The organism is Proteus sp. fly-1067, from assembly GCF_040139345.1.
Lineage (GTDB): Bacteria > Pseudomonadota > Gammaproteobacteria > Enterobacterales > Enterobacteriaceae > Proteus > Proteus vulgaris_B.
The window spans coordinates 1-21,076 of the sequence record NZ_JBEEUL010000019.1 but is presented as its reverse complement, the minus strand read 5'-3'; the positions used below and the strand labels follow the sequence as shown (position 1 = coordinate 21,076).

At 39.3% G+C, this 21,076-nt stretch carries 28 protein-coding genes; 25 read left to right on the top strand and 3 right to left on the bottom strand.

The window, feature by feature from the left end; translation table 11 throughout:
* From ABN217_RS17865 to ABN217_RS17815, 11 genes are all read left to right on the top strand, one after another.
* Positions 1 to 1,062 carry a structural protein gene (locus tag ABN217_RS17865; RefSeq protein ID WP_349459719.1) on the top strand — a complete coding sequence of 354 codons (1,062 nt, stop codon included), beginning with the start codon at positions 1 to 3 and terminating at the stop codon, positions 1,060 to 1,062.
* A gap of 66 nt (positions 1,063 to 1,128) precedes the next feature.
* Complete coding sequence (locus ABN217_RS17860; protein WP_349459718.1) at positions 1,129 to 1,818, top strand: hypothetical protein; 690 nt, start codon at positions 1,129 to 1,131, stop codon at positions 1,816 to 1,818.
* 5 nt (positions 1,819 to 1,823) lie between these two features.
* On the top strand, positions 1,824 to 2,774 hold the full coding sequence (locus tag ABN217_RS17855) for a major capsid protein (RefSeq protein WP_349459717.1): 951 nt from the start codon (positions 1,824 to 1,826) through the stop codon (positions 2,772 to 2,774).
* A gap of 42 nt (positions 2,775 to 2,816) precedes the next feature.
* A complete protein-coding gene (locus ABN217_RS17850) occupies positions 2,817 to 3,194 on the top strand; it encodes a DUF7370 family protein (RefSeq protein WP_196738533.1) in 378 nt (125 codons plus the stop codon).
* A complete protein-coding gene (locus ABN217_RS17845; RefSeq protein ID WP_231039772.1) occupies positions 3,178 to 3,537 on the top strand; it encodes a hypothetical protein in 360 nt (119 codons plus the stop codon). Before ABN217_RS17850 ends, ABN217_RS17845 begins: the two co-directional genes overlap by 17 nt.
* Before the next feature lie 2 nt (positions 3,538 to 3,539).
* Positions 3,540 to 3,908, top strand: a complete 369-nt coding sequence (locus tag ABN217_RS17840) for a hypothetical protein (RefSeq protein WP_098943653.1) — start codon at positions 3,540 to 3,542, stop codon at positions 3,906 to 3,908.
* Positions 3,905 to 4,276, top strand: coding sequence for a phage tail termination protein (locus ABN217_RS17835; protein WP_159242355.1), 372 nt, complete (start codon positions 3,905 to 3,907; stop codon positions 4,274 to 4,276). The genes ABN217_RS17840 and ABN217_RS17835 overlap by 4 nt, the downstream gene beginning before the upstream one ends.
* Positions 4,277 to 4,348: 72 nt before the next feature.
* Entirely contained in the window at positions 4,349 to 4,594 is a 246-nt protein-coding gene (locus ABN217_RS17830; protein WP_036895037.1) for a hypothetical protein, read from the top strand.
* A 51-nt stretch (positions 4,595 to 4,645) separates the two neighbouring features.
* On the top strand, positions 4,646 to 5,401 hold the full coding sequence (locus ABN217_RS17825) for an Ig-like domain-containing protein (RefSeq protein WP_159242354.1): 756 nt from the start codon (positions 4,646 to 4,648) through the stop codon (positions 5,399 to 5,401).
* 49 nt (positions 5,402 to 5,450) lie between these two features.
* Positions 5,451 to 6,143, top strand: a complete 693-nt coding sequence (locus ABN217_RS17820) for a DUF6246 family protein (protein ID WP_164526273.1) — start codon at positions 5,451 to 5,453, stop codon at positions 6,141 to 6,143.
* A gap of 42 nt (positions 6,144 to 6,185) precedes the next feature.
* A complete protein-coding gene (locus ABN217_RS17815; protein ID WP_164526274.1) occupies positions 6,186 to 6,557 on the top strand; it encodes a hypothetical protein in 372 nt (123 codons plus the stop codon).
* Between the two features lie 5 nt (positions 6,558 to 6,562).
* On the opposite strand, the gene ABN217_RS17810 is transcribed toward ABN217_RS17815, so the two are convergent.
* Entirely contained in the window at positions 6,563 to 6,742 is a 180-nt protein-coding gene (locus ABN217_RS17810) for a hypothetical protein (RefSeq protein WP_109372780.1), read from the bottom strand.
* Between the two features lie 282 nt (positions 6,743 to 7,024).
* Between ABN217_RS17810 and ABN217_RS17805 the strand changes: the two genes are divergently transcribed.
* Positions 7,025 to 8,614, top strand: coding sequence for a P-loop ATPase, Sll1717 family (locus ABN217_RS17805; protein WP_229096617.1), 1,590 nt, complete (start codon positions 7,025 to 7,027; stop codon positions 8,612 to 8,614).
* A 140-nt stretch (positions 8,615 to 8,754) separates the two neighbouring features.
* Positions 8,755 to 9,090 (top strand): hypothetical protein, encoded by a 336-nt coding sequence (locus tag ABN217_RS17800; protein WP_241254064.1) that lies wholly within the window; start codon positions 8,755 to 8,757, stop codon positions 9,088 to 9,090.
* 113 nt (positions 9,091 to 9,203) lie between these two features.
* Here the strand turns inward: ABN217_RS17800 and ABN217_RS17795 are convergent, their stop codons facing one another.
* Positions 9,204 to 9,572 (bottom strand): Arc family DNA-binding protein, encoded by a 369-nt coding sequence (locus tag ABN217_RS17795; RefSeq protein WP_036935907.1) that lies wholly within the window; start codon positions 9,570 to 9,572, stop codon positions 9,204 to 9,206.
* A gap of 107 nt (positions 9,573 to 9,679) precedes the next feature.
* On the opposite strand from ABN217_RS17795, the gene ABN217_RS17790 reads away from it, so the two are divergent.
* From ABN217_RS17790 to ABN217_RS17760, 7 genes are all read left to right on the top strand, one after another.
* Positions 9,680 to 9,841 carry a ribbon-helix-helix domain-containing protein gene (locus tag ABN217_RS17790; protein WP_181880526.1) on the top strand — a complete coding sequence of 54 codons (162 nt, stop codon included), beginning with the start codon at positions 9,680 to 9,682 and terminating at the stop codon, positions 9,839 to 9,841.
* Positions 9,842 to 9,986: 145 nt separating this feature from the next.
* Positions 9,987 to 10,484 (top strand): BRO-N domain-containing protein, encoded by a 498-nt coding sequence (locus tag ABN217_RS17785; protein ID WP_349459715.1) that lies wholly within the window; start codon positions 9,987 to 9,989, stop codon positions 10,482 to 10,484.
* Positions 10,485 to 10,560: 76 nt separating this feature from the next.
* A complete protein-coding gene (locus tag ABN217_RS17780; RefSeq protein ID WP_349459713.1) occupies positions 10,561 to 11,289 on the top strand; it encodes a hypothetical protein in 729 nt (242 codons plus the stop codon).
* A gap of 147 nt (positions 11,290 to 11,436) precedes the next feature.
* Positions 11,437 to 11,832, top strand: coding sequence for a hypothetical protein (locus tag ABN217_RS17775; protein WP_160230248.1), 396 nt, complete (start codon positions 11,437 to 11,439; stop codon positions 11,830 to 11,832).
* A gap of 51 nt (positions 11,833 to 11,883) precedes the next feature.
* Positions 11,884 to 12,267: a hypothetical protein gene (locus tag ABN217_RS17770; RefSeq protein WP_149127648.1), complete on the top strand. Its 384-nt coding sequence runs from the start codon at positions 11,884 to 11,886 to the stop codon at positions 12,265 to 12,267.
* Positions 12,268 to 12,333: 66 nt separating this feature from the next.
* A complete protein-coding gene (locus ABN217_RS17765) occupies positions 12,334 to 15,669 on the top strand; it encodes a tape measure protein (protein WP_349459712.1) in 3,336 nt (1,111 codons plus the stop codon).
* Between the two features lie 15 nt (positions 15,670 to 15,684).
* Positions 15,685 to 15,861: a hypothetical protein gene (locus ABN217_RS17760; protein WP_349459710.1), complete on the top strand. Its 177-nt coding sequence runs from the start codon at positions 15,685 to 15,687 to the stop codon at positions 15,859 to 15,861.
* A gap of 31 nt (positions 15,862 to 15,892) precedes the next feature.
* Here ABN217_RS17760 and ABN217_RS17755 read toward each other — a convergent pair whose 3' ends face one another.
* Complete coding sequence (locus tag ABN217_RS17755; protein WP_349459709.1) at positions 15,893 to 16,111, bottom strand: hypothetical protein; 219 nt, start codon at positions 16,109 to 16,111, stop codon at positions 15,893 to 15,895.
* Positions 16,112 to 16,255: 144 nt separating this feature from the next.
* Here ABN217_RS17755 and ABN217_RS17750 point away from each other — a divergent pair, with 144 nt between their 5' ends.
* The 5 genes from ABN217_RS17750 to ABN217_RS17730 all read left to right on the top strand — a co-directional run.
* Positions 16,256 to 16,585 (top strand): phage tail protein, encoded by a 330-nt coding sequence (locus ABN217_RS17750; protein WP_072063045.1) that lies wholly within the window; start codon positions 16,256 to 16,258, stop codon positions 16,583 to 16,585.
* On the top strand, positions 16,582 to 17,280 hold the full coding sequence (locus tag ABN217_RS17745) for a phage minor tail protein L (RefSeq protein WP_349459708.1): 699 nt from the start codon (positions 16,582 to 16,584) through the stop codon (positions 17,278 to 17,280). The genes ABN217_RS17750 and ABN217_RS17745 overlap by 4 nt, the downstream gene beginning before the upstream one ends.
* A 3-nt stretch (positions 17,281 to 17,283) precedes the next feature.
* A complete protein-coding gene (locus ABN217_RS17740; RefSeq protein WP_349459707.1) occupies positions 17,284 to 18,003 on the top strand; it encodes a C40 family peptidase in 720 nt (239 codons plus the stop codon).
* A complete protein-coding gene (locus ABN217_RS17735; RefSeq protein WP_196571675.1) occupies positions 17,940 to 18,506 on the top strand; it encodes a tail assembly protein in 567 nt (188 codons plus the stop codon). The genes ABN217_RS17740 and ABN217_RS17735 overlap by 64 nt, the downstream gene beginning before the upstream one ends.
* Positions 18,506 to 21,076 (top strand): TipJ family phage tail tip protein (locus ABN217_RS17730; protein ID WP_349459706.1); only part of this gene is annotated, 2,571 nt, incomplete at its 3' end. The genes ABN217_RS17735 and ABN217_RS17730, both read left to right, overlap by 1 nt.

Sequence of the window (21,076 nt, the reverse complement as noted above, 5' to 3'; positions counted from 1 at the left end):
ATGCAGCCGAGCATTATCCTTGATAACGCACTAATGATACAGGTCATGCTGGAAAGGTTGAAGTCATCAACAGCAGATACTCGTGATTTAGTGTTAGATATTCGTGCCGCTGTGGCATCTGCGCTATCTGCCTTCTCTGGTGATATTTCATCAATAAGCAAAGCAAAATCAATCTCTCTGGCATTAAAAAAAACACTCAGGCCAGTTCTCTTTGGTTATTCTCAAAAATTGCTTGATGAAGCCATCAGTGTTGCCATTGTTATGGCTGATGCCGAATATCGAGGTTTTAACTCATTTCTCGAAGGTATTAAGCCTGCAGACCATGAAAAAGTGCGTAGAGATGTGCAAAACATACCTATGGGTTTGGCTGGATGGAGTGGCTCACTATTCCTAGCTAAGTTTATTGAATCTTGGGCTGATACATCCGTTCAGCAGGTGGAAAATCAGGCATTGATATCTCTGTCATCTAGTGGTGATGTGTCTGATCTGCAATCAACAATTAACGGAACATCAGTTGAGCCTCTAATCATCGCATCGTCGGTAGTCGGTAGGATTGCTAGGGGCTTTCAGATGATATCCAGAACCTCTTTACAGCATGCGCACAGTATAGGGGCAGTGGATTTCTACAAAGAGAATCCTGATCTGATTAAGTATGAAGAATTCAGCGCAATACTGGACAATAAAACTTCATCAGTATGCAGATCATTATCCGGTAATCGTTATCCACTAGGAGAAGGCCCTAAACCTCCTCTCCATCCAAATTGCCGTAGTCGATTACTTCCAGTTTTAGATGAGAAATACATAAGCTTAATTACAACAGATTATGTTGGTAATTCTGAATGGGGGGAAGAGTCTTATTACGAGTGGCTTTATCGCCAGCCAGCAAATAGGCAGGACATTGTACTTGGTAAGACAAGGGCGCAGTTGTTTCGTGATGGTGGATTACCACCTGATAAATTCGCAAAATTACAGCTCGATAAATACTTTAAGCCAATAACGCTTAAGGAACTTCAACGGATCATACCTGAGGCTTTTAATAAAGCAGGTATCGAACTCAAATGACCCACTTCGGTGGGTTTTTTATTATCAGCAGTTAGAGACTGCACCATCTAAACCAGAGGTTTTACGATGTTTAAATATTTATTAACGAAAGAAGAATTTGACGCATTAACTGATGAGCAAAAGGCTTTTTACAAAGAATCTGGTGGTAATTACCAACTTCAAATCGAAGGTATGCCAGAAATTCCAGATGTGTCAGGGCTTCAAAAAAAGGTTGATGAATTACTTTCTGAGAAAAAATCAGAGCAAGAGAAACGCCGACAGGCCGAAGAGGCTGCAAAAAAAGCAGCAGAAGATCAGGCGCGTAAAAATGGCGATATCGAATCATTAGAAAAAAGTTGGGCTGAAAAGTTAAAAGCACGTGAAAGCGAGCTATTAGCACAGTTGCAGGAGAAAGACACAAGCCTACATACACTATTGGTTGATAACGTCGCACAAACGCTGGCTACAAAACTTGCGGGTGACGCTGCGCCGTTAATTATGCCACACATTAAATCTCGATTATCAGTGGAGGACGGTAAAACGCGAGTAATTGACTCCGCTGGTCATCCTTCTGCATTTACCATTGATGATTTAGAAAAAGAATTTCGTAGTAATCAGTTATTTGCTCCAGTAATTATCGGTAGCAAAGCCACCGGAACCGGAGGGGAAGGCGGCGGTAAAGGGAAGTCACCAGCCGGAGGCAGTGATAAACCCAAAAGCACGAATCCATTAGTGGATAGTGCACGTGAAATCATTGCTAATATCCAAGAGGATTAATTTATATGTCTTTATATATTTTTCAAAAACAAGTATCTCTAGCAGCAACAGAACTGGTTGCTCAGGCTGTCCGTCAATTTAACGAAGCATCTGGCGGTGCTTTAGTTATTGGTGATGGTGATCATATCGGTGACTACATTGAGCAAACATCATGGCAGTTACTCGGTGGGCTGGCTCAGCGACGTAATGCATATGGCTCAGGCAATCTAACGCCACAAGAATTGGGGCAAATCCTTGACCGTATGATTAAGGTTGATGGTCGTATTGGCCCTGTATCTGTTACTCCAACGATGATGAAGCGACTAGGTAAAGATGTCTCAGAAGCGGCCGCGGTAGTTGCTGCTCAATCAGCGGAAGCTATGTTGCAAGATTACCTTAATACTTCTGGTGCAGCATTGAAAGCAGCTATTTCTGGTAATACAACGGCAGTTACTGTTGGCGGAGAAACACCATCATTAAGAGGTTTGAATAAGGCCACACGTCCATTCGGTGATGCTTATTCACGCATTATCGCTTGGTTAATGGATGGTGCGACGTTCAATGACTTTATGGATGAAACTCTCACCAATGCTAACAACCTGTTCCAGATTGGTAATGTTGCGATCAAGCAGGATAACTTAGGTCGTCGTTTTGTCATCTCTGATATTCCTGCCTTATCTGATGCAGACAAACAGCATTCGTTAGGCTTGGTTACTGGCGCCGCAGCGATTCAAACATCGCCACTAATCATGAAGGCTCAGGATGTGTTAGGCAAAGAAAATATTAAGGCGCTAATGCAAGGTGAGTACGACTTTACTGTTGGTCTACGTGGTTATCAGTGGAGTAAAGATAGTATCAAATCACCCACTAACGCACAGATTGAAACAGTAGCTAACTGGAAGCAAATTGCTACTGATATTAAAGATACTGCTGGCGTTATGGTTTCATTTGGCAAAGATACTAGCGTTGGTGGGTAATATGAGGGGCAGTAGCCCCTTATTTATCCATGAGGAGTGATCATGTCTATTGTGATTACGGTTGAGCAAGTTAATGAGCAATTAGAGGTGATGGGGTTTGAGGCAACAAGCCTTGTTATAAGCTCTGCCATATCTATTGTGGACACTATTGATACTTGCCTTGATAACGAAGGATATTCAGATGCGGTAGTTACCTTAATCAAGCTGTATTCGGTTATCCTCATATTATCATCTGCTGATGTTAGAAAAATATCCTCAGAACATGCACCTTCTGGCGCTTCTGTTTCATATCAGTATTTTGCTGATGGTAGAAAAACATTGCTAAAAATGCTGTCTTCTCTAGATGTCAATGGATGTACTAATAGCCTTCCTATTGAGCGCCCTATAGGTATCATTCAGTTTGATGTGGTTCGGGGGTGATATGGGGAAAATCCTGCGACGATTTTGCAAGGGGTGGGCAACCATTTGGAAAATTACAGGTAAAGATGGTTACGGTAAACCCATATTTTCAGAGCCAATTCATATCCGATGTGATTACGGAAGTAGTTTTAAAGATGGTAGAAAAACCATTGGCACTGAAATAATCATTAAGAATGTTATTTGGACTGAGTATAGCGAAGCAACTCAAGAAGACTATATCGCCATTGGCAAACATGAAGATAGAGATCCATTTTTGCATGGTGCTAGTAGGATTAAGTCTATCGATAGAGACCGAGATATTAATGGTGGTCTAGATGATTACACACTAACAACGGCGGTGTAACTATGGGGGCAAAAGTAAAAGGAATAGGTAATGCGATATCTAACTTAAACTCTCTGGTTGGAAGCATAGCATCAAAGAAGATAGCTCGAGCCATGCATAGAGCGCTAGATATTGGTGGTAGGCAAGCTGCAATATACACGCCAATTGACACTAAAACGCTCATTAACTCACAATTTAGAGATGTAAAAGTAAAAGGCACCCTATTTACTGGTCGCGTTGGTTATTCTGCTTCGTATGCTGTTTTCGTTCATGATCCTAATGTTAATCAAAGTTTCCGCAGACCTACCGCTAAGAAAGAATTCCTCCTGAAAGGATTTGAGGAAACGAAGCAAATGATTGATAAGGCTGTCGCTGAGGAGTTTAAAATATGACGACCTTTGAGCGACTGAAAAACTATTTTTCTGAATCAGGGTTATCAGATGGTTTCATTCAGCAGGATTATATTTGGAATGAAAAAGAAGGTAATGATTCAGATTCATATATCGTATTTCAGCAACCCAATGGAACTGGACGTATTGATGATTTAAGTGGTGATGATTTCTTTACCATTTCACTCATATCTGGCAAGGCGTGGATTGAGTTTATTGTTCAGAGAGCTAACGAAATACTAGAGTATGTAAGATGTCACTCTAGAAGTCATAACATTGGTTTTATTATCAATACATCTGGTTTTGTTAATCCAATTCAAACGACAGAAGGTAGGTTTATTATCCCGCTTTCTTTCCGCTGTACATCTTAAATTAAACACATCTTAACAGGTCACTTCGGTGGCTTTTTTTTTGCTGTTTAAAAAAAACTAAGGAATATAACTATGTACGCACTTAAATTAATTACTGAAAGAGAAGGCCGTAAAGTAGAAGAAGTACACTGCTTGGGAGAAATGTACCGCTTGGAATTTTATCCTGAACCTGAAAATAAGGATATCGTGGCGCGGGTTGAACACACAAAGAAAGACGCTATCCCATCATTTGACATTAAGCGTACAGATCATGCTTACATTACAACGATAGTCGGTGACACAGTTCGGGTTATCAGTCGCGGATTAAAATCAAACTAACATGGGTCGCTTATGCGGCCTTTTTTTATTTGCAAATAAAGAGGTTATAACATGTCACAATGTCCTGACAAAAAAGGGTTGGTGATGGGTAATGCGGGAATTATCCGTATTGCAAAAGGATGCCCTGACCAAGTACCAGCACAAGATCAGTTCTTACGCTTAGGTGCATTAACAAGCAAGTCATTCGATTTTGGTATGGAGACGGTAACGTCTAATGCTGATGATATCAAAGGGTTAACAGAATCAATCGTCACTGGTGCTGACTTCACCATTAGTTTTGATGGGGAATTGAAGAAGGCTGGTGTAACCGGATCTACTTCTGCTTTCGATATTGCGAAAGAAATCCTTGATGAAATTAAAGCTGGTCGCCAGCCAGATTACTGGGTTCAGCTTGATATGAAAGGTGATGGTTCTGATGTTGTTCAGGGCTATATGTTATTCACATCATGGTCAATGGAGTTTCCAACAAAAGAAATTTCCACTTATTCAGGTGAGTTGAAAGTTGCTGATGCAGAAACGGTTGAATGGCTACAAGAAGAAATCGTTGTTGAAAGTATTGCCGTCGAGCCAGCCACTCTGTCTGTAAAAGTGGGTGAAACTAAGACATTTACTGTCAAATTTACACCAACTGATGCGACAAACAAAAACTACACCGCTGTGAGCGATAAGCCGAACTTTGCAACAGTTACTCAGCTTGTGAATGTGGTCACTGTGCGTGGCGTTGCCGAAGGTACTGCAAATATCACTGTTACATCCGAAGATGGTAGCAAAACAGCCAAATGCGTGGTCACTGTTACCGCTGCTTAATATTACAAAGGGTGCTTTCGAGTGCCCTTGATAATATTCAGGAGGGATTATGACGCCTATTTTAGAAATCGGTGAGATGGTTATCTCTACTGATAAAAAGGATTACTTATTTAGACCATCGTTCATCAATATGACAAGAATCGGTGAGCCTAAACAGATTGTGAGTGCGTATGGTCAATTAAATGGTGCCGAGGTGCAAGAGTTAATTACACGAGCCGTAATGAGCTACAGGGTTATTCCTGAATGGTTAATAAAAGCCATTAGCAAGCCAACATATGGGCGTAATATCCTACAAACGGCAATGATGGTTATGCAGGCGTGCTGTGATGATGACTGTTCGGAAATCATTGGAGAATGGAAGTCAGGTAAGCGCGGCATTGTCTATAAAAACGGCAAGATGCCAATCGCTGATATTATCGTCATTGCCAGAGAGTTATTCGCTCATGGAATTATCGGTAAAGCGAAGATCCGCAAACTTCAACGTAACGAAGGCAAAAACGAATTCTCAGATGAGTTTATGGCAATTGACTATATTAGCTCTGCTCGTGCGCACTTTGGCATGAATAGAGAGGAAGCCGAGCAATTAACCATGACTGAATTTCAGATGATGCTTAAAGCTAAATATCCTGATGAGAAAGGATTCACTAAAGAAGAATACGACAACATCATGAAGCAAGATGATAAGCGTAATGATGAGTTAATCAGTGGTAAGCGCAGATTAGTGAGTAGAAAGAGAAAGTAGCCAATTATTAGGTTTGATATATTTTATAGTAAAGGTAGGAATATGAATAAAATCCTAAGGCAGTATCGACATATGAAGGTACCTTTATTTGAATCTGGATATATTATCTATTGTAGCTCTTGGGATGATTGGCGCTCTCTACATGAAAAACTAGGCATTGATGGTGGGGATAGTTTTGTTAACGGGGCAAGTCGTACAGTTACTAACGCTCAGTGTGTGCTCCATATTATTGGTGTGTTTAACGGTAAATCATCTACTCTAGCTCACGAGTGTGCGCATATGGCGTTCGACATTTGTCATCGCGTCGGTGTGAGCGTTGAAACAGGATCAGCAAATGAAACATTTTGTCATTTAATTAGCAGGATGATTGATTTCTGTTCTGGAGAACAAAAAAGCCGACCTATGTCGGCTTAATTCAACTAACGCTTACTATCAGGTGTTCTTTTATCAAGAACCCAGGAATTACCTTTTTCAGTTGTTGGTGGCAACCTTTCGTTATCTCTCACGGTGGCGTAATTATCACGCTGTCCACCTCGAGGGCCAACTTCACGATAAATACCACCATCCTTTCCTGTATTTTCACCTGGCTTTTTACTCATAATAAAAACTCCTTGTAATGCTCGTTATTGAGCAGAACAAATATTAGACAGGAATTTTATTAAGTCAAATATCCGTACAAAGGAAATGGGGCTACTACTAACCTGATGACGCTTGATCCTTTATTCGTTTTCTGAAAGCGCCAATCTCAACCTTGTCCGAAGATAGCCGAACGGTGGATTTGAGTTGTTTTATTGGTGAGGCATACTGTTTTTATAAACAGATGTATTTGCAGGGTACCTCATTAAATATGTGAAACAGCTCCACGAGGCTAGGAGAATATTATGTTACTATGCAAAGGAGATGGTAATTATATTGGCACAGAGACAGGCATGGACTTATATAAATTCAAAAGTAATGATCAAATTGGTAGTTTAGATGCTGAAACAGACCATTTTTTATCAGAATGTTTTTTAGAATCATCAGTATATGACACGTTAAAAAAATTTGATAATAAAGACATTGATTTTGTAAAGAGAATAATTGTAGGTCGCACTGGCTCAGGTAAAACAGCAATATTGAAAATGTTATCGAATGACAGCTCAATAAAAAAATCAACAACGATAGAGGCTGAATCTACTGTTTTTGAACATATAAATAATAATGTATTTATTTCAAAACTGGCTGATTCAAATGTTGATTTAAGAGTTTTTTATAAATCTTTATGGATACACGTATTGCTTGTAAAAGTGATAGAAGTTGTTTATTCAAATGAGCAAACATTTCTTGAAAAAATTCAATCCTTAGGTAATTCAAAAAAAAGAAAGTATAATTTAGATTTAGCTAAGGAATATCTAGAGCATTATAAAGATAATTTCTTCAATGATAAAATTGTTGCCGAAATAACTGAAAAATTTCAAGATGAAGTTGGTTTAAGCATAGGTAATAAAGATACTATTTTCGGTGCATCACTTAAAGTTAGTGATGAGCAGGTTGCGAAAATTCAAAGAGAAACGGCTAGATATGTTAGTGCTAATTTATTAAAAAAACAAAAAGAGTTAATAAAGTTTGTTACAGAAGAAAGCCCTGATGAAACACAAAGTAGAATAATAATTAGTATAGATGATTTAGACAAATCTTGGCTGAGTAACAGTACTATAAGATATGATTTTATAAACGCATTATTGGATGCATTTAAAGAATTAATAGACTTAAGATCTGTTAAAATACTGATTTCAATAAGAACAGATATACTAATGGGAATTTATAATACAAATTTAAGACAAGAAGAAAAAGATAGATCTTTAATAATTCCTATAGAATGGAGTAGGTTTGAGTTATCCGAAATATTAGATAAAAGAATAGATTATTTGGTTAAGCATAAATATGCCTCTAAAAAAGAAGTTAAATTTTCTGATATTTTTAATTTTTCAGTTAAAAATGAAAGTGCCTCTGATTATATTTTAGATAGAACAATGTTAAGGCCAAGAGATGCCATAGATTTTGTAAATTTCTGTTTAATGCAAGGTGATGGAAGAACTTCATTGAATGAGGATATGGTTATTGAGGCTGAAGAGAGATATTATACATCTAGAAAAATGGCACTCAATAAAGAATGGATGAGTCAATACCCAAATGTTTTGAAATATATAGATGCAATATCATTAATCAATATTAAAAAATTTAAAATAGAAGAATTGAATAAAGATGAAATATTGATATATGTTATGGAAAACTCATCTATAAATAACTCGGTTGATGAAAAGATAGCAACAGATATTAAATTGTTAGTTAATGTGTGGTTTACTATCGGAATAATAGGAATAGAAAAAACAAAAACACTCACGGTATACTCTAGCTTTGATAAGCCCATTTTGGATATTACAGATTATAATAAAACTTTTGTAATACATCCTTTATTCTATCGAGTGTAACGGATAATAATCCAAATCAACCCACTCCGGTGGGTTTTTTATTGCCTGAATCTCATAGCTTATTGATTCATATTTCAAACTTCAACTCTCATTCCAATTAAGATAACATTAGCAAAACTAATTAAAGGAATAATGAGATCGTGAATAAATCAATAATTGTAATTGTCCTGTCTTGCATTGGTTTTAGTGCTTATGCAGGAACAACCTATACAAGTGAAGAATTAAATAGGCTTGTAGAGCTGGGAACACCACCAAAAGAAATGCCTGAGCATGTTGATAAAATAAAACCAGCACCATTTCCAACCTGTAAATTAGCTATTAATAACATGTATAAAAAAGTGCATGGGGAATACCCAGTTGAGATAACTGGAAATGGTACAGATACATACGCCATAAAAGTATGGACATACGATGGTGTGGCAATGACTAAATGCATTGATGGCAATAGAATATTATCAGGAGCTGAGTACGAGTGATAGGTACGTTAGTAGACTTGGTTAATAAGCGTTAATTGTCTTATTAATCGTACTGCTTATACTCATATAGCTTAATTCATAAACAAGGGCATCCGTGCCCTTTGTTTTGTGGGTCATTTTTTCAAGGTTAAACCACGCTTCATAATAAGTAGATCTCTTATTTTTTCATGGTCATTCTTTATTCTGTGCATGAGAGCATCAATAAGAATATCTATTTTTTTGTCTTTTTCTTTAAAATCATCCAGATCAAAACCATCAAAGTAATCAGCTGCTTCACTGTCAGTTATTTGTCGAAATAACTCATGAAACTCCATATCAACTTGTAGCGACTCTGGGCCAGTTAGCTTGTCATATAATATCTGAACTATTTCCGAGTTCATGGATCTACCATTTTCATCTGCTTTCTTGGCGATCTGATCACGCATTCCGTCTGGGAGTCTAACCACGAATTTATCGTATTCTTTTACTTGCTTAGTAGTCATTTGCAAGACACCTATTCACATAAAAAAATAATGATGGCATATTGCCATTTAATTTCAATAATGGCATAGTGCCTGTATTGGCATAATGCTATTGCTAAGGAGATGGAATGAATAAGCAAAATAAAACAGAAAAGGTTCAATTAAGAACAACTGAATATCTGAAGGGAAAGTTAGATAAGTTATCTATGCAGGATGGGATATCGAAAAACTCGTTAATTAATCAGGCGATAGCTTGGTATGTGCAAGAGAGAGAGAAACGTGTTGCGTAATAAAAAGAAAACCCCAGTTGCGCTAACAACTGAGGCTAATTGCCAAGTAAACCCATCGAAAGGAATAATTGACATGAACATTGTAGCTAAAACAGATTTAACTTTCCAGAACATTACATTTGAGCCGATTTATCAAGATGGTCAGTTGTGGTTCACATCAACTGAATTAGCTAAGGCTTTAGGTTATAGCAGAACCGATAATGTTAACCGTGTTTACGCTCGTAATTCAGATGAATTTACTGACTCAATGACAACCACCGTCAAAATGACGTTGGTTAGGAAAACTGGTGAAGTTGATGTAATGGTTAGAGTTTTTTCTTTACGTGGTGCACACCTGATCGCAATGTTCGCATCTACTCCAGTGGCTAAAGAATTCCGTAAATGGGTGCTGGATATTCTGGATAGAGAAATAGCTGACAAGAAAGATTTACCAGTCGAAAAAGACAGTTCAGTAAGTGTAAACGGATTATTAGCAAGATTAAGTCTGATTTGTACAACATGGGATGAGGCTAGAAAGGATATGGAAAACTTCGATCCGAAAATGGCAAAACATCTCAATTCAACAATGAGTATGTTTTTAATGTATTCACAACACATGAAAGGAATAGCTAAGACAAAACAACTTAAGAGGTTAACACATTGATAGGCAGTAAAAACAGAAAAGCCAACAGATGCGAACTGCTGGCTAATCCCAAACAAAACCTAAAAGGAAATGTTTCATGAGTGAGATCACTTTAACAAATAGTTTTAACACTGTCACGAACAAAACTATTGATACTCAGAAGTTATTATCAATGATTAACATGGCTCGTAAGTCATGTGGTGAAAATAAAATTCGTAATAACGTATTGATTGACAGAGTAAAGGATGAATTGGATGGCGAGCACTACAAAATTTTTGTAGTTCAAAAACCAAACAATACTAGCTCTGAAATAATCGAAATGGATATTAAGCAAGCGCTTCGTGTAGCCGCTAGAGAATCAAAAGCTGTTCGTCGTGTTCTGGTTGATAAACTGGAATCAATGCATGTAGCCTCTCAAAAAAGCGGCAAAAGCCAATCAGGTTTACCTGAATACCGCCAAGCAAGAACGCTGAAAATGTCGGTTGATGCCATTACTAACTTATTCGACTTAATGCCGAACCTGAGTGATGAAGCGAAGCAATGTGCAGCGGCCAATATCGTCAATCCGATCGTTGGGTTTGAAGTTGTTCCTTTGCCAGCACTTGAACAAAAGTATTATACCGCTGGTGAGGTTGGCGAAATGCTTGAAGTATCTGCCAATAAAATTGGTCGTATGGCTAATAAGCACGGATTAAAAACAGAGGAATATGGGAAATATTTCTTAGATAAATCTGCTTATTCATCAAAACAGGTTGAAGCATTCAGATATAACGACAATGGAGTTAAAGCATTGCGACACGCCATTCATGGTGTTGAAGTAGCTTAAACACACAAGCCAAGGACGGCTTGCTTGAGATCACATATCACGCCTCTTGATTGAGGCTTTTTGCTTTCTTTTGCATCACCATCTATATAACATAATAAATACTTTTATCTTTTAATAGCTTTGATGGCATAAGACAGGATATTTATTATGATTAATGCAATTAGAGAGCAACTATCTAAAATAGCCTTTTTGGATAAAGATGAAATTGTAACGCTACATTTTTCATTGCTAGAAGAAATAAAAAAACAGAAAGCTAATAATAACCAAGAAAATGTTATTTTACTGTGTGAGAAGTCGATAGCCATATCATCAATTGTAATGCAAGCAATGAAGAAAAGGCACATAGAGGGTATGGATGAGTATTCAAGATCAACTGGAACTCTATCAAATAATAAATTTTATTACCCAAATCATTATGCGCTACCAATATTAAGCGGAATATACAAGAAAAATGGTGAGTTAAGTAAATTAAATGAAATGAATGATAAATTACTAAAAGAAGGTTGGAACACAGGGAAAGAAGAGGAATTGTATTTTCTGTAATTAACTCAACAAGGTAATATTGTTCAAACATTAACTAACGAGGATGGTGTTGTGAGGAAAATAGTAATAATAACCTTATCAATAATTTTTTGCGCATTCACATTCAATGCTAACGCTCTAGAAAAAAAACGTGATTTAACTAATGAAGAAAAAATAAAAGTAGAGGAAGCTGTAAAGCAAACATTAAAGGATCCTGATAGCGCTAAATTTAGGCATAGTAAACTTATTTTAATGGATGGAAGTGCAACTAGTCCATACTGTGGAATGGTTAACGCGAAAAACTCATATGGTGGATACACTGGTTATTCTATTTTCTTTGTTGGGGTAACGACAAATAAGAGTGGTGAGAGGGTTGTTATGTATCTAGGTCCAAATGATGAATCAGATACAGAACAGAGAGCAATGATTAATGTATGCGCTAAGTATGGTTATTAACCATAACGCATAACAACAAAATAACCCTGCCAATCGGCGGGGTTTTTCATTTTAAGGAGCCGAGAAATGGCAAATGTAGGCGAAATCGTTTATCAAGTTCAAATGGATGTTCGGCAATTGCTTACATCGCAACAGCAGTTAGAGCAACGCCTTAATCGTATGGATAGTAGCTTTAATCGAACATCTCAGTCGGTAAACAACACAGAGCGTTCAATGCAGTCTCTATCTAAAGTTGCGGCGGCTCTGACTGGTTATTTATCGGCTTCAATGGTTGCTAGTTATTCTGAAGCATGGACTGAATTAAACAACAAGCTATCTAACTCAGTTCGTGCGAGTGAGTCACTTGTTGATGTTACTCAGCGTGTGTTTGATATCTCTCAAGCAACGCGATCTAGCCTCGATGCCACAGCAACGCTCTATGCAAGATTAGAGCGAGGCACGAGAGAATACAACACATCAGCAGCGGACTTGGCAAAATTAACATCCATCATCAACCAAGGTTTTATCGTCTCTGGTGCTACTGCACAGGAAGCAGAAAACGCAATTATTCAGTTATCACAGGGTATTGCTTCTGGCGTTCTTCGTGGTGAAGAGTTTAACTCAGTAGCGGAACAGGGTAGCCGTTTGATGGTTGCACTTGCTGATTCGATGGGTGTTGGTATTGGTCAACTCCGTAAGATGGCAGCAGAAGGCAAGCTAACTACTGATGTTGTTGTGAAAGGGTTACTCTCTCAAGGTGATGCGATCGGTAAGGAATTCGCTAAAACCACTCGAACAATGTCACAGGCTTTCCAAGATGCTGGGAACAACCTAACCAAGTTTCTCGGTGAAAATACAACAATAAAATCAACCATCAGTGCGTTTAGTGATGCGGTTATTACTGTTAGTAAGAATTTAGATGAGCTTAGTTCTGTCTTGACGGTAATCGCCGCAGTGGTTGGCTCAAGATATGTTGCCGCCTTGGCTATGGCTACTAAGTCAAAAGTGATGATGGCAGCCGCCTCTCGTCAAGAGTCAGTTGCCACACTGCAATCAGCAAGAGCAAGTGAGTATGCTGCAAATATGTCAGTCAGAAAGGCTCAGGCTGATTTAGCCTCTGCTAGATCTGCAGTTGCTCTTGCTCAAGCAGAGTATAACGTTGCGAAAGGAACGTTAGCGGAGGCAACCGCTCTTGATAACTTAATTGCTAAAAAATCATTAGCTTCAAAAGCTGCAATAACATTAACTCAAGCAACACAAGCGCAAACAGCAGCAATGGCAAACTCAGCAGCCGCAGCAAGGGCAGCATCATTATCTATGGGTTTGTTGCGTGGTGCTATGGGAATGTTAGGTGGCCCTGCCGGTGTGGCCATGTTAGCTGGTGCAGCAATCTATTACTTCTATCAGAAATCAGAGCAAGCCAAGCAAGAGGCTCGAGACTTTGCAGATAGTATTGATCAGTTAACAGCTAAGTTAAAAGGTTTGTCGTATCAAGAAATTGCTCGTGACGCGCAAGATGCTGCCGACAAGCAGAAAGTTCTAAATGCGGAAATGGAGGAGCAGGAAAAACAACTAGCTAGACTTGAGGCTCGCTTAAGGATGCAACAGGACGCTCTAGGAAATAACCCAGAGTTAATTGAAAGAAATACAATAAATATCCTAAGAGAAAAGATAACGCTAGAAGGTAATTTAGCTGAGAATAAAAAACGCTCTGAGTTAATCACAAGATACCTGACTGATGCTCAAAATGAGTACGATAAGAAATTAAAGGAAGCCATTGATTTAAGCGTTAAAAGTGCGTCAGCTATTGATATTGAGAAGTCCGCTTTAGGTCGACTAACCCAGCAAATTAGGGAGGCTACTGGCGCGAAAGGTGAATTTAACTCCAAGCAGTTAGAGGTTAATTGGTCTGAAAAAGGGTTGGATTTAAGAAAGTCGCTAGAGCGTGAAACTAAGTTAGCAAACGCAAAAAGTGAAGTTGATAAGAGATTGCTTCAAGTTAGGTTTTATGCTGAAGATAATGACTTATCAGAACAAGAGGTTCTTTCATTAAATCAAGTAGCCATTGCCGCGCAAGAAGCAAGAGACGCTGAATCAGAGAGAAACAGTAAAACCAAGGAATCAACCAAAGCCACAGACGCAGCATATGAGGCACTAAAGCGCCAGAGAGAAGAAATCGATCTTTTAAACAAAGGTTATAAAGACGGCTCTCTTGAAATGGCTAAGTATGACGCGGTTAAAGCATTGGGTGATACAGCAACTCCTAAACAGATTGAAAAAGCGGAGCAGCTAGCAGAAGAAAAATACAACATTGAGCGTAATCTAGCAGATAAGAAAGCTGCACTTGAGCTTGATTTAGTCGCTAAGGCTAAAGAGTCTCACGATAAACAGCTGGCAGACTTGGAGCGGATAACAAAAGATGATGTGTCTCTCACTGAACAGGCAGCAAGGCGTAAAGCTGAAATTGAGGCGGAATATCAACAAAAGATAGCCGAAATAAAGGCTAAAAAAGTTGTATCTCCTCAAGATGATCTCAAAGGGAAAGCAGACCCTATTCAAGCATTGGCTAACGAGCACGCTCAGAAACTTGCGCTTATAAAGGAGTATGAAAACCAAAAGGTTTTAACTGAGCAGCAAGGTTTGGCGTTAATGAATGCCGCTAATACCCAATATGAGCAAGACCGCATGAATGCTCAATGGGATATATGGCGCAATCAGAGTCAAGCCAATCAATTCTTAGCTGATGGGTTGGACGCATTAGGGCAACGTTCCGCTAATGTGATTACAGGGCTATTAACTGGCACTCAATCCCTTAACGATGCCTTCCGCAATGTGGCATTAACCATCGTAGACCAAGCCGTTGGCGCTCTGGTTCAAATGGGTATGCAGCAGGTTAAGAACATGATTACTGAAAACGCTATGCGTAAAGCGTCAAATGCTCAAGCGGTAGCAGAGGCAACGGCAACCGGCGGTGCAATCACGGCAGCAATGGCTCCAGCCGCAGCAACAACCAGTATTGCTACAATGGGTTCTGCTGCAACTTGGGGAATGGCTGCGATGGCGGCAGCAATACCAGCAATGATTGCGCTTGCAGGTGCTCGTAAAAATGGCGGTCAGGTTGGTGCTGGTAAAATGTATCAGGTTGGTGAAAACGGCAAGCCAGAGATATTCAAAGCATCTAACGGTAATCAATACATGATACCGGGTGATAATGGTCGAGTTATCAGTAATCGACAGATGGGTAAAGGTGGTAATGGTATCAGCATGGGGGATATGCACTTTACATTCCAAGTTCAGGCACCAAATGACATCACTCAAAAGGAAGCACAACAGATACAGCAGATGGTGAGAGGTACGGTTTATGACGTACTTCGCACCGAAATGCGTAGCGGTGGTGCTTTGGAAAAATCAAGAAGTTGGTAATTAAGAGAGGTAGTTATGAGTAATAAATCACGTGATTTCAAAGGTGAGATTAACGTTAGCGAAATGAAGGGTGATAGAATGAATGAGTTAGAAAAAAGAATTAAAGCATTGGAAAAACAAATTACTGTTATTAGTGGTAAGAACTTTCACATTAATTCTAATGGTGACTCTTATTTTACGGTGGTGAAATAGGCTCAATAAATGAGCCTAAGTTAAATGCTATCTATTGGTCGCTTTTCTCAAAATTCTTAATGTAATCATCAAGAGTGTCGTTACCAAGCTCTCTTATTGATTCAATAATCAAAGTTCTATCTTCTGGTGAAAGTTTATCCACAATTAGCGCTATGATTAATTTCATAAAAGAAAGTTCTTTCAATAGATCCATTTCTGTTTTCACATCAGTATGAAAATTATAATTAACTCTGTTTTTTCCTTCTGACATTTCATTTCCTCACACCGAAGTAAATCAGCCATTCCTTCGGTAAGTCTCTCAGGGCTGAATATATAAAATAACCTAATGGATATTTATTAATATCCTGATATTTGATCAGGCGGCTTTGTGTCGCCTTTTTTATTGGAGTAACCAATGGAAGAGTTTAAATGGCGACCTGAAACAGCTTATCAAGTGGGTAATGATCCTAAGGTGAAGGTGGCCAAGTTTGGTAACGGTTACGAACAACGAGTTAAAGACGGGATCAACAACCAATTAAAGACCTATCAACTTTCATTTATTAAACATGCTGACATAGGTAAGCAGATTGATGAGTTTCTTAAGGCGCGCGGTGCGGTTGAATCATTCTTATGGCTAACCAGTGATGATAACTCTAAGCGTAAATTTGTTTGCCGAGGCTGGCAGGTGACGCCGAGAACATCAGTATGGCAGATAGATTGCACATTTGAGGAGGTTGTTGCATGAGAGATATACCTCAAGCGATGCGCATAGACGTTGCAGACTTACAGCAAAATGCAATGTTAGATTTGTATGAGGTCGATTTGAGTCGTTTTGGTGGTGACGTTTACCGGTTTCATGACGGCATGAATGGCTTATTAAAACCTATTATTTGGCAGGGCTTACGATATGAACCTTATCCTGTTCAGGTTACAGGGTTTAGTGTAACAGCGCAGGGTGCGTCAGACAGACCAAAAATGACGTTTGCTAACTTTGACGGAATGTTGACTGCTATTAACAATGATTATGATGATGCGCTAGGCGCTATCGTTACTCGCAGGCAGGTTTTAGAGCAATATCTTGATGCTGTTAATTTTCCCAACGGAAACCCACAAGCAGATCCAACAAGAGAAGTTGTTCAAAAGTATGTTATTGAGCAACGGGAAAGCTCAGATTCAGACTTTGTAACGTACATATTAGCGCTTCCAACAGAAACAGATAACGCCCTAATACCTAGGCGAGTTATTCAAGCTGACATTTGTTCATGGCGATACCGAGGTGGAGACTGTGGTTATGATGGTCCTCCTGTTGCAGATGAAAAAGACCAACCAACAACTGATCCCGTTAAAGATAAGTGCTCTCATAAATACAGTGGGTGCAAACTCAGATTTAAATCAGTCATGCCATTTGGCGGGTATTTAGGCTCAAACAAATTAGGTTAATCCATGATTGAGAAAGACATTATCGCTCACGCAAAAGCAGAAGGAGCGAGGGAGTCGTGTGGTTTAATTTCTGGCGATAGGTATTTTCCTTGCAGGAATATACATTCCGATCCGCAAAACTATTTTGAAATTAACCCAGACGACTGGATGACAGCAGAGTGTTATTCAGACGTCAAAGCTATTGTTCATAGTCACCCAGACGGAAAGCCTTTCTTGAGTTCTGGCGATAGAGCAATGCAAAGGAAGACAAATCTACCGTGGTGGTTGGTATGTGATGGTGTGATCCACAAGTTCAGACTAATAGCACCACTATTAGGAAGAGAGTTTAAGCATGGTGAGCAGGACTGTTATTCCATTATACGCGACGCCTATCACCTTTCAGGCATTCAGTTAGATGATTTTATTCGCCCTGATGAATGGTGGTACACAGAACAAAATCTCTATCTTGATAACACCATTAAGCAGGGCTTTTATCAAGTCGAAGAAGCTCAAGAAGGTGACATGATATTGATTTGCTTAGGCACTTCAAAGCCTTGTCATGCTGCGTTGTACCTAGGTAATCAAGAGATACTGCATCACAGACCGGACAGGCTGAGTAAGCGAGATACTTACGGTGGCTACTGGTTTAAATATACACACAGCATTTGGAGACATAAACAATGGTCAAATTACAGTTTGCGGGCTATTTACGCAGATTTGGACGCAGATTCGAGCTTGAAGTAAGCAATGCTGGTGAAGCCTTACGCTGTCTTTGCTATCAAATTGATGGGTTGAAAAAAGAGATTAACCAAGGGCAATTTCGTGTTCGCATTGCAGGCAATGATATGACAGAGGATGGTATTTCTGCTGGATTAAATACGCTATTAAATGAAGGTGATGTTATTACGATCGTTCCTGTTATTGGTGGTGCTAAATCAGGCGGGTGGCTAGGCATTATTGGTGGAGCTGCTTTAATTGGCGCATCGTTTTTAATACCGGGCGGATTTTTGGCAACGATGACATCGACCGCATTATTTGCCGCTGGTGTAGGTGTGGCCGCCGCGGGATTGGCAACCATGTTAACTAAAACACCGCCAGCGCCAAGCATAGAGGGGCGAAACTCAGAAAGTAACCAGTATTTCAGTTCGTTATCAAATAGAGTCGGTCAAGGTTATCCGGTTCCTATCTGTTATGGCGAGATGGTTGTGGGTTCAAATGTAATATCACAAGGTTTGGAGACGGTTTAATGGGTAAAGGTGGCGGTGGAGGAAGCACTCCGAGGTTGCTCGATGACAACTTAAAAAACAAACAATTTCTTAATGTCATCGATTTAGTTTCAGAAGGGCCAATAGAAGGCCCTGTAGGTGGTATGTCAGGTTTTTTATTGAATGGTACTCCTGTTGTAGATGAAGAGGGAAATCCGAATATTCATGGTGTTGAGGTTCAGTGGCGAGCAGGAACGCCGACACAAGAGCCATTAGAGGACTTTCCTTTTGTAGAAAAAGAAATTCCTGTCAATGTAGAGGTGAAAAAAAGTACACCAATATTACGCACCATTTCAGATCAGGAGACTGACCGCGTTAGATTTACTTTGGGTGTTTCTGCTCTTGTTAGTCAAGACGATAAGGGAAATCAGTACGATGCTACTGTAGAAATGCTTATTGAAGTCAATGATGGCTCTGGTTGGATGCATGAGGAAAAGGTAACAATAGGACCAGGTAAAATAAGCGGTCAATATCTTGAGTCTCATATCATTGATGCGCCTAAAAAAAAGCCATTCCAAATCAGGGTTTCTCGCATCACTGAGGATAGTAAAAGTGATTTGCTGAAAAACGGAACGGTATGGGCAAGCTACACAGAAATAACCGACGCTAAATTTTCTTACCCTAATTCTGCTGTCGTCGGGATGAAAATCGATAAATCCCAATACGGTGATACACCCAATCGAACCTATCATATCAAAGGGATGATTATCCAAGTTCCTGATAACTATAATCCAGAAACGCGCACTTACACAGGGATTTGGACTGGACGCTTCAAGCCGGCGTGGACTAATAACCCTGCATGGGTTTTTTACGATTTAGTCACTAATGAACGATACGGCATAGGAGAGATGATCGGTTCGTTTGGCGTTGATAAATTCGCATTATATGCCATTGCTCGTTACTGTGACGAACTAGTTGATGATGGGTTTGGTAATAAAGAGCCTCGTTTTACTTTCAATGCCTACATAACCTCTCAACGAAAAGCCAAAGAAGTGCTTGATGATTTAGCGTCTGTGTTTCGTGGCATGCCTTTATGGGACGGACAGCAATTAACGTGTTTTCAAGATAGACCATCTGATCCAGTGTGGACATATACAAACTCAAACGTTATTGATGGGAAATTTAAATACACATCAACCGCGAAATCAGCAAGACACAACGCTATTGAGGTGTCATGGGTAAATCCTAGCAATGGTTGGAGTGAAGAGCGAGAATTCATACAAGATGATGTTCTTATTCAGCGCTTCGGTGGTGTAAACGTCAAGAAAGTCACTGCTTTTGGTTGCACTAGTCGCGGACAGGCTCACAGAGTGGGTAAGTGGATATTACAGACAGAAAAGCTGGAGAAAGATAGCGTTACATTCTCAACAGGAAGAGAGGGGATTAACTGCATTTCTGGCGATATTATTGAAATTGCAGATGATAGCTTTGCTGGAGTGAAAGTAGGAGGTCGTGTTTTATCAATTAATGATCGTAATATTATTATCGATGCTCCTATTGAGTGGAAATATGACGATAAAGGTACTTTCTCATTTTTAGGGTCGTCAGGTAAGTTTGAAAAAATAGAAATTCAATCTATTGATGGTGGCGTTGTTACTTTGCGTGAGATCCCGAATGGATTGAAACAGTATGGTGTATTTTCCATTTCCAAAAGCACATTAACTACAAGATTATTTCGTGTAATTTCCATTGCTGAGGACAATGAAGGAAATTACCTATACAACTGCATTCAGCATGAACCGCAAAAGGAAAGCATTGTTGATAATGGAATTGATTTTACTGGAAACCCACCAACACAGAATGTTATTCGCATCCCTAATATAGAGCGCCTTTCTATTGCTTACATTGATGATAGCTCGCAAATTCAAGCTAGGGCCATGTGGGCAACAACAACCATTAATAGAAACATCTCATTTAATGTCACTCTTTATAAAGACGGAAAAGTTGTATCTACTGGAAATACCACAGATTTAGAATACTACTTCAACGGACTTGAATCCGGAGAATACCTTGTTGGTGTTCGAGGTAAAGATGCTAATGGAATGCTTGGTAATGAATCAAAAGTGCAGGTGGTTATTGGCACACCTAGCGCACCCAGCTCGATAACTGTTGAGTCTGGTTTTTTTGAAATAAAACTGATCCCTCATATCTCTGCGCCACACACTTTAAATACTGAGTTTGAGTTCTGGTTTTCTGGTGAAAACAGAATAGATAATATCAATGAAATAGAGTCAAAGGCTGATTTTTTAGGCAGAGCTAAATTCTGGACTAAAGGACAGCTAAAGGCAGGTCATGATTACTGGTTTTATGTGAGGAGTGTCAACGAATATGGGAAGTCTCATTTCGTAGAAGCAACAGGACAGGCCGATGACAACACGGAAGCTATTCTCGATGAACTAGACGGACACTTCATGACAACTGATGCTGGCAAGCAACTTAGTGAACGCTTGGATTGGAATGCTGAGACAGCAATTATTCTTAGTAACGCTGATTCTCAACTATCACGTAGTTTGCTGGTGAAACACGGTCAATCACAGGCTGGGATCAAAGAG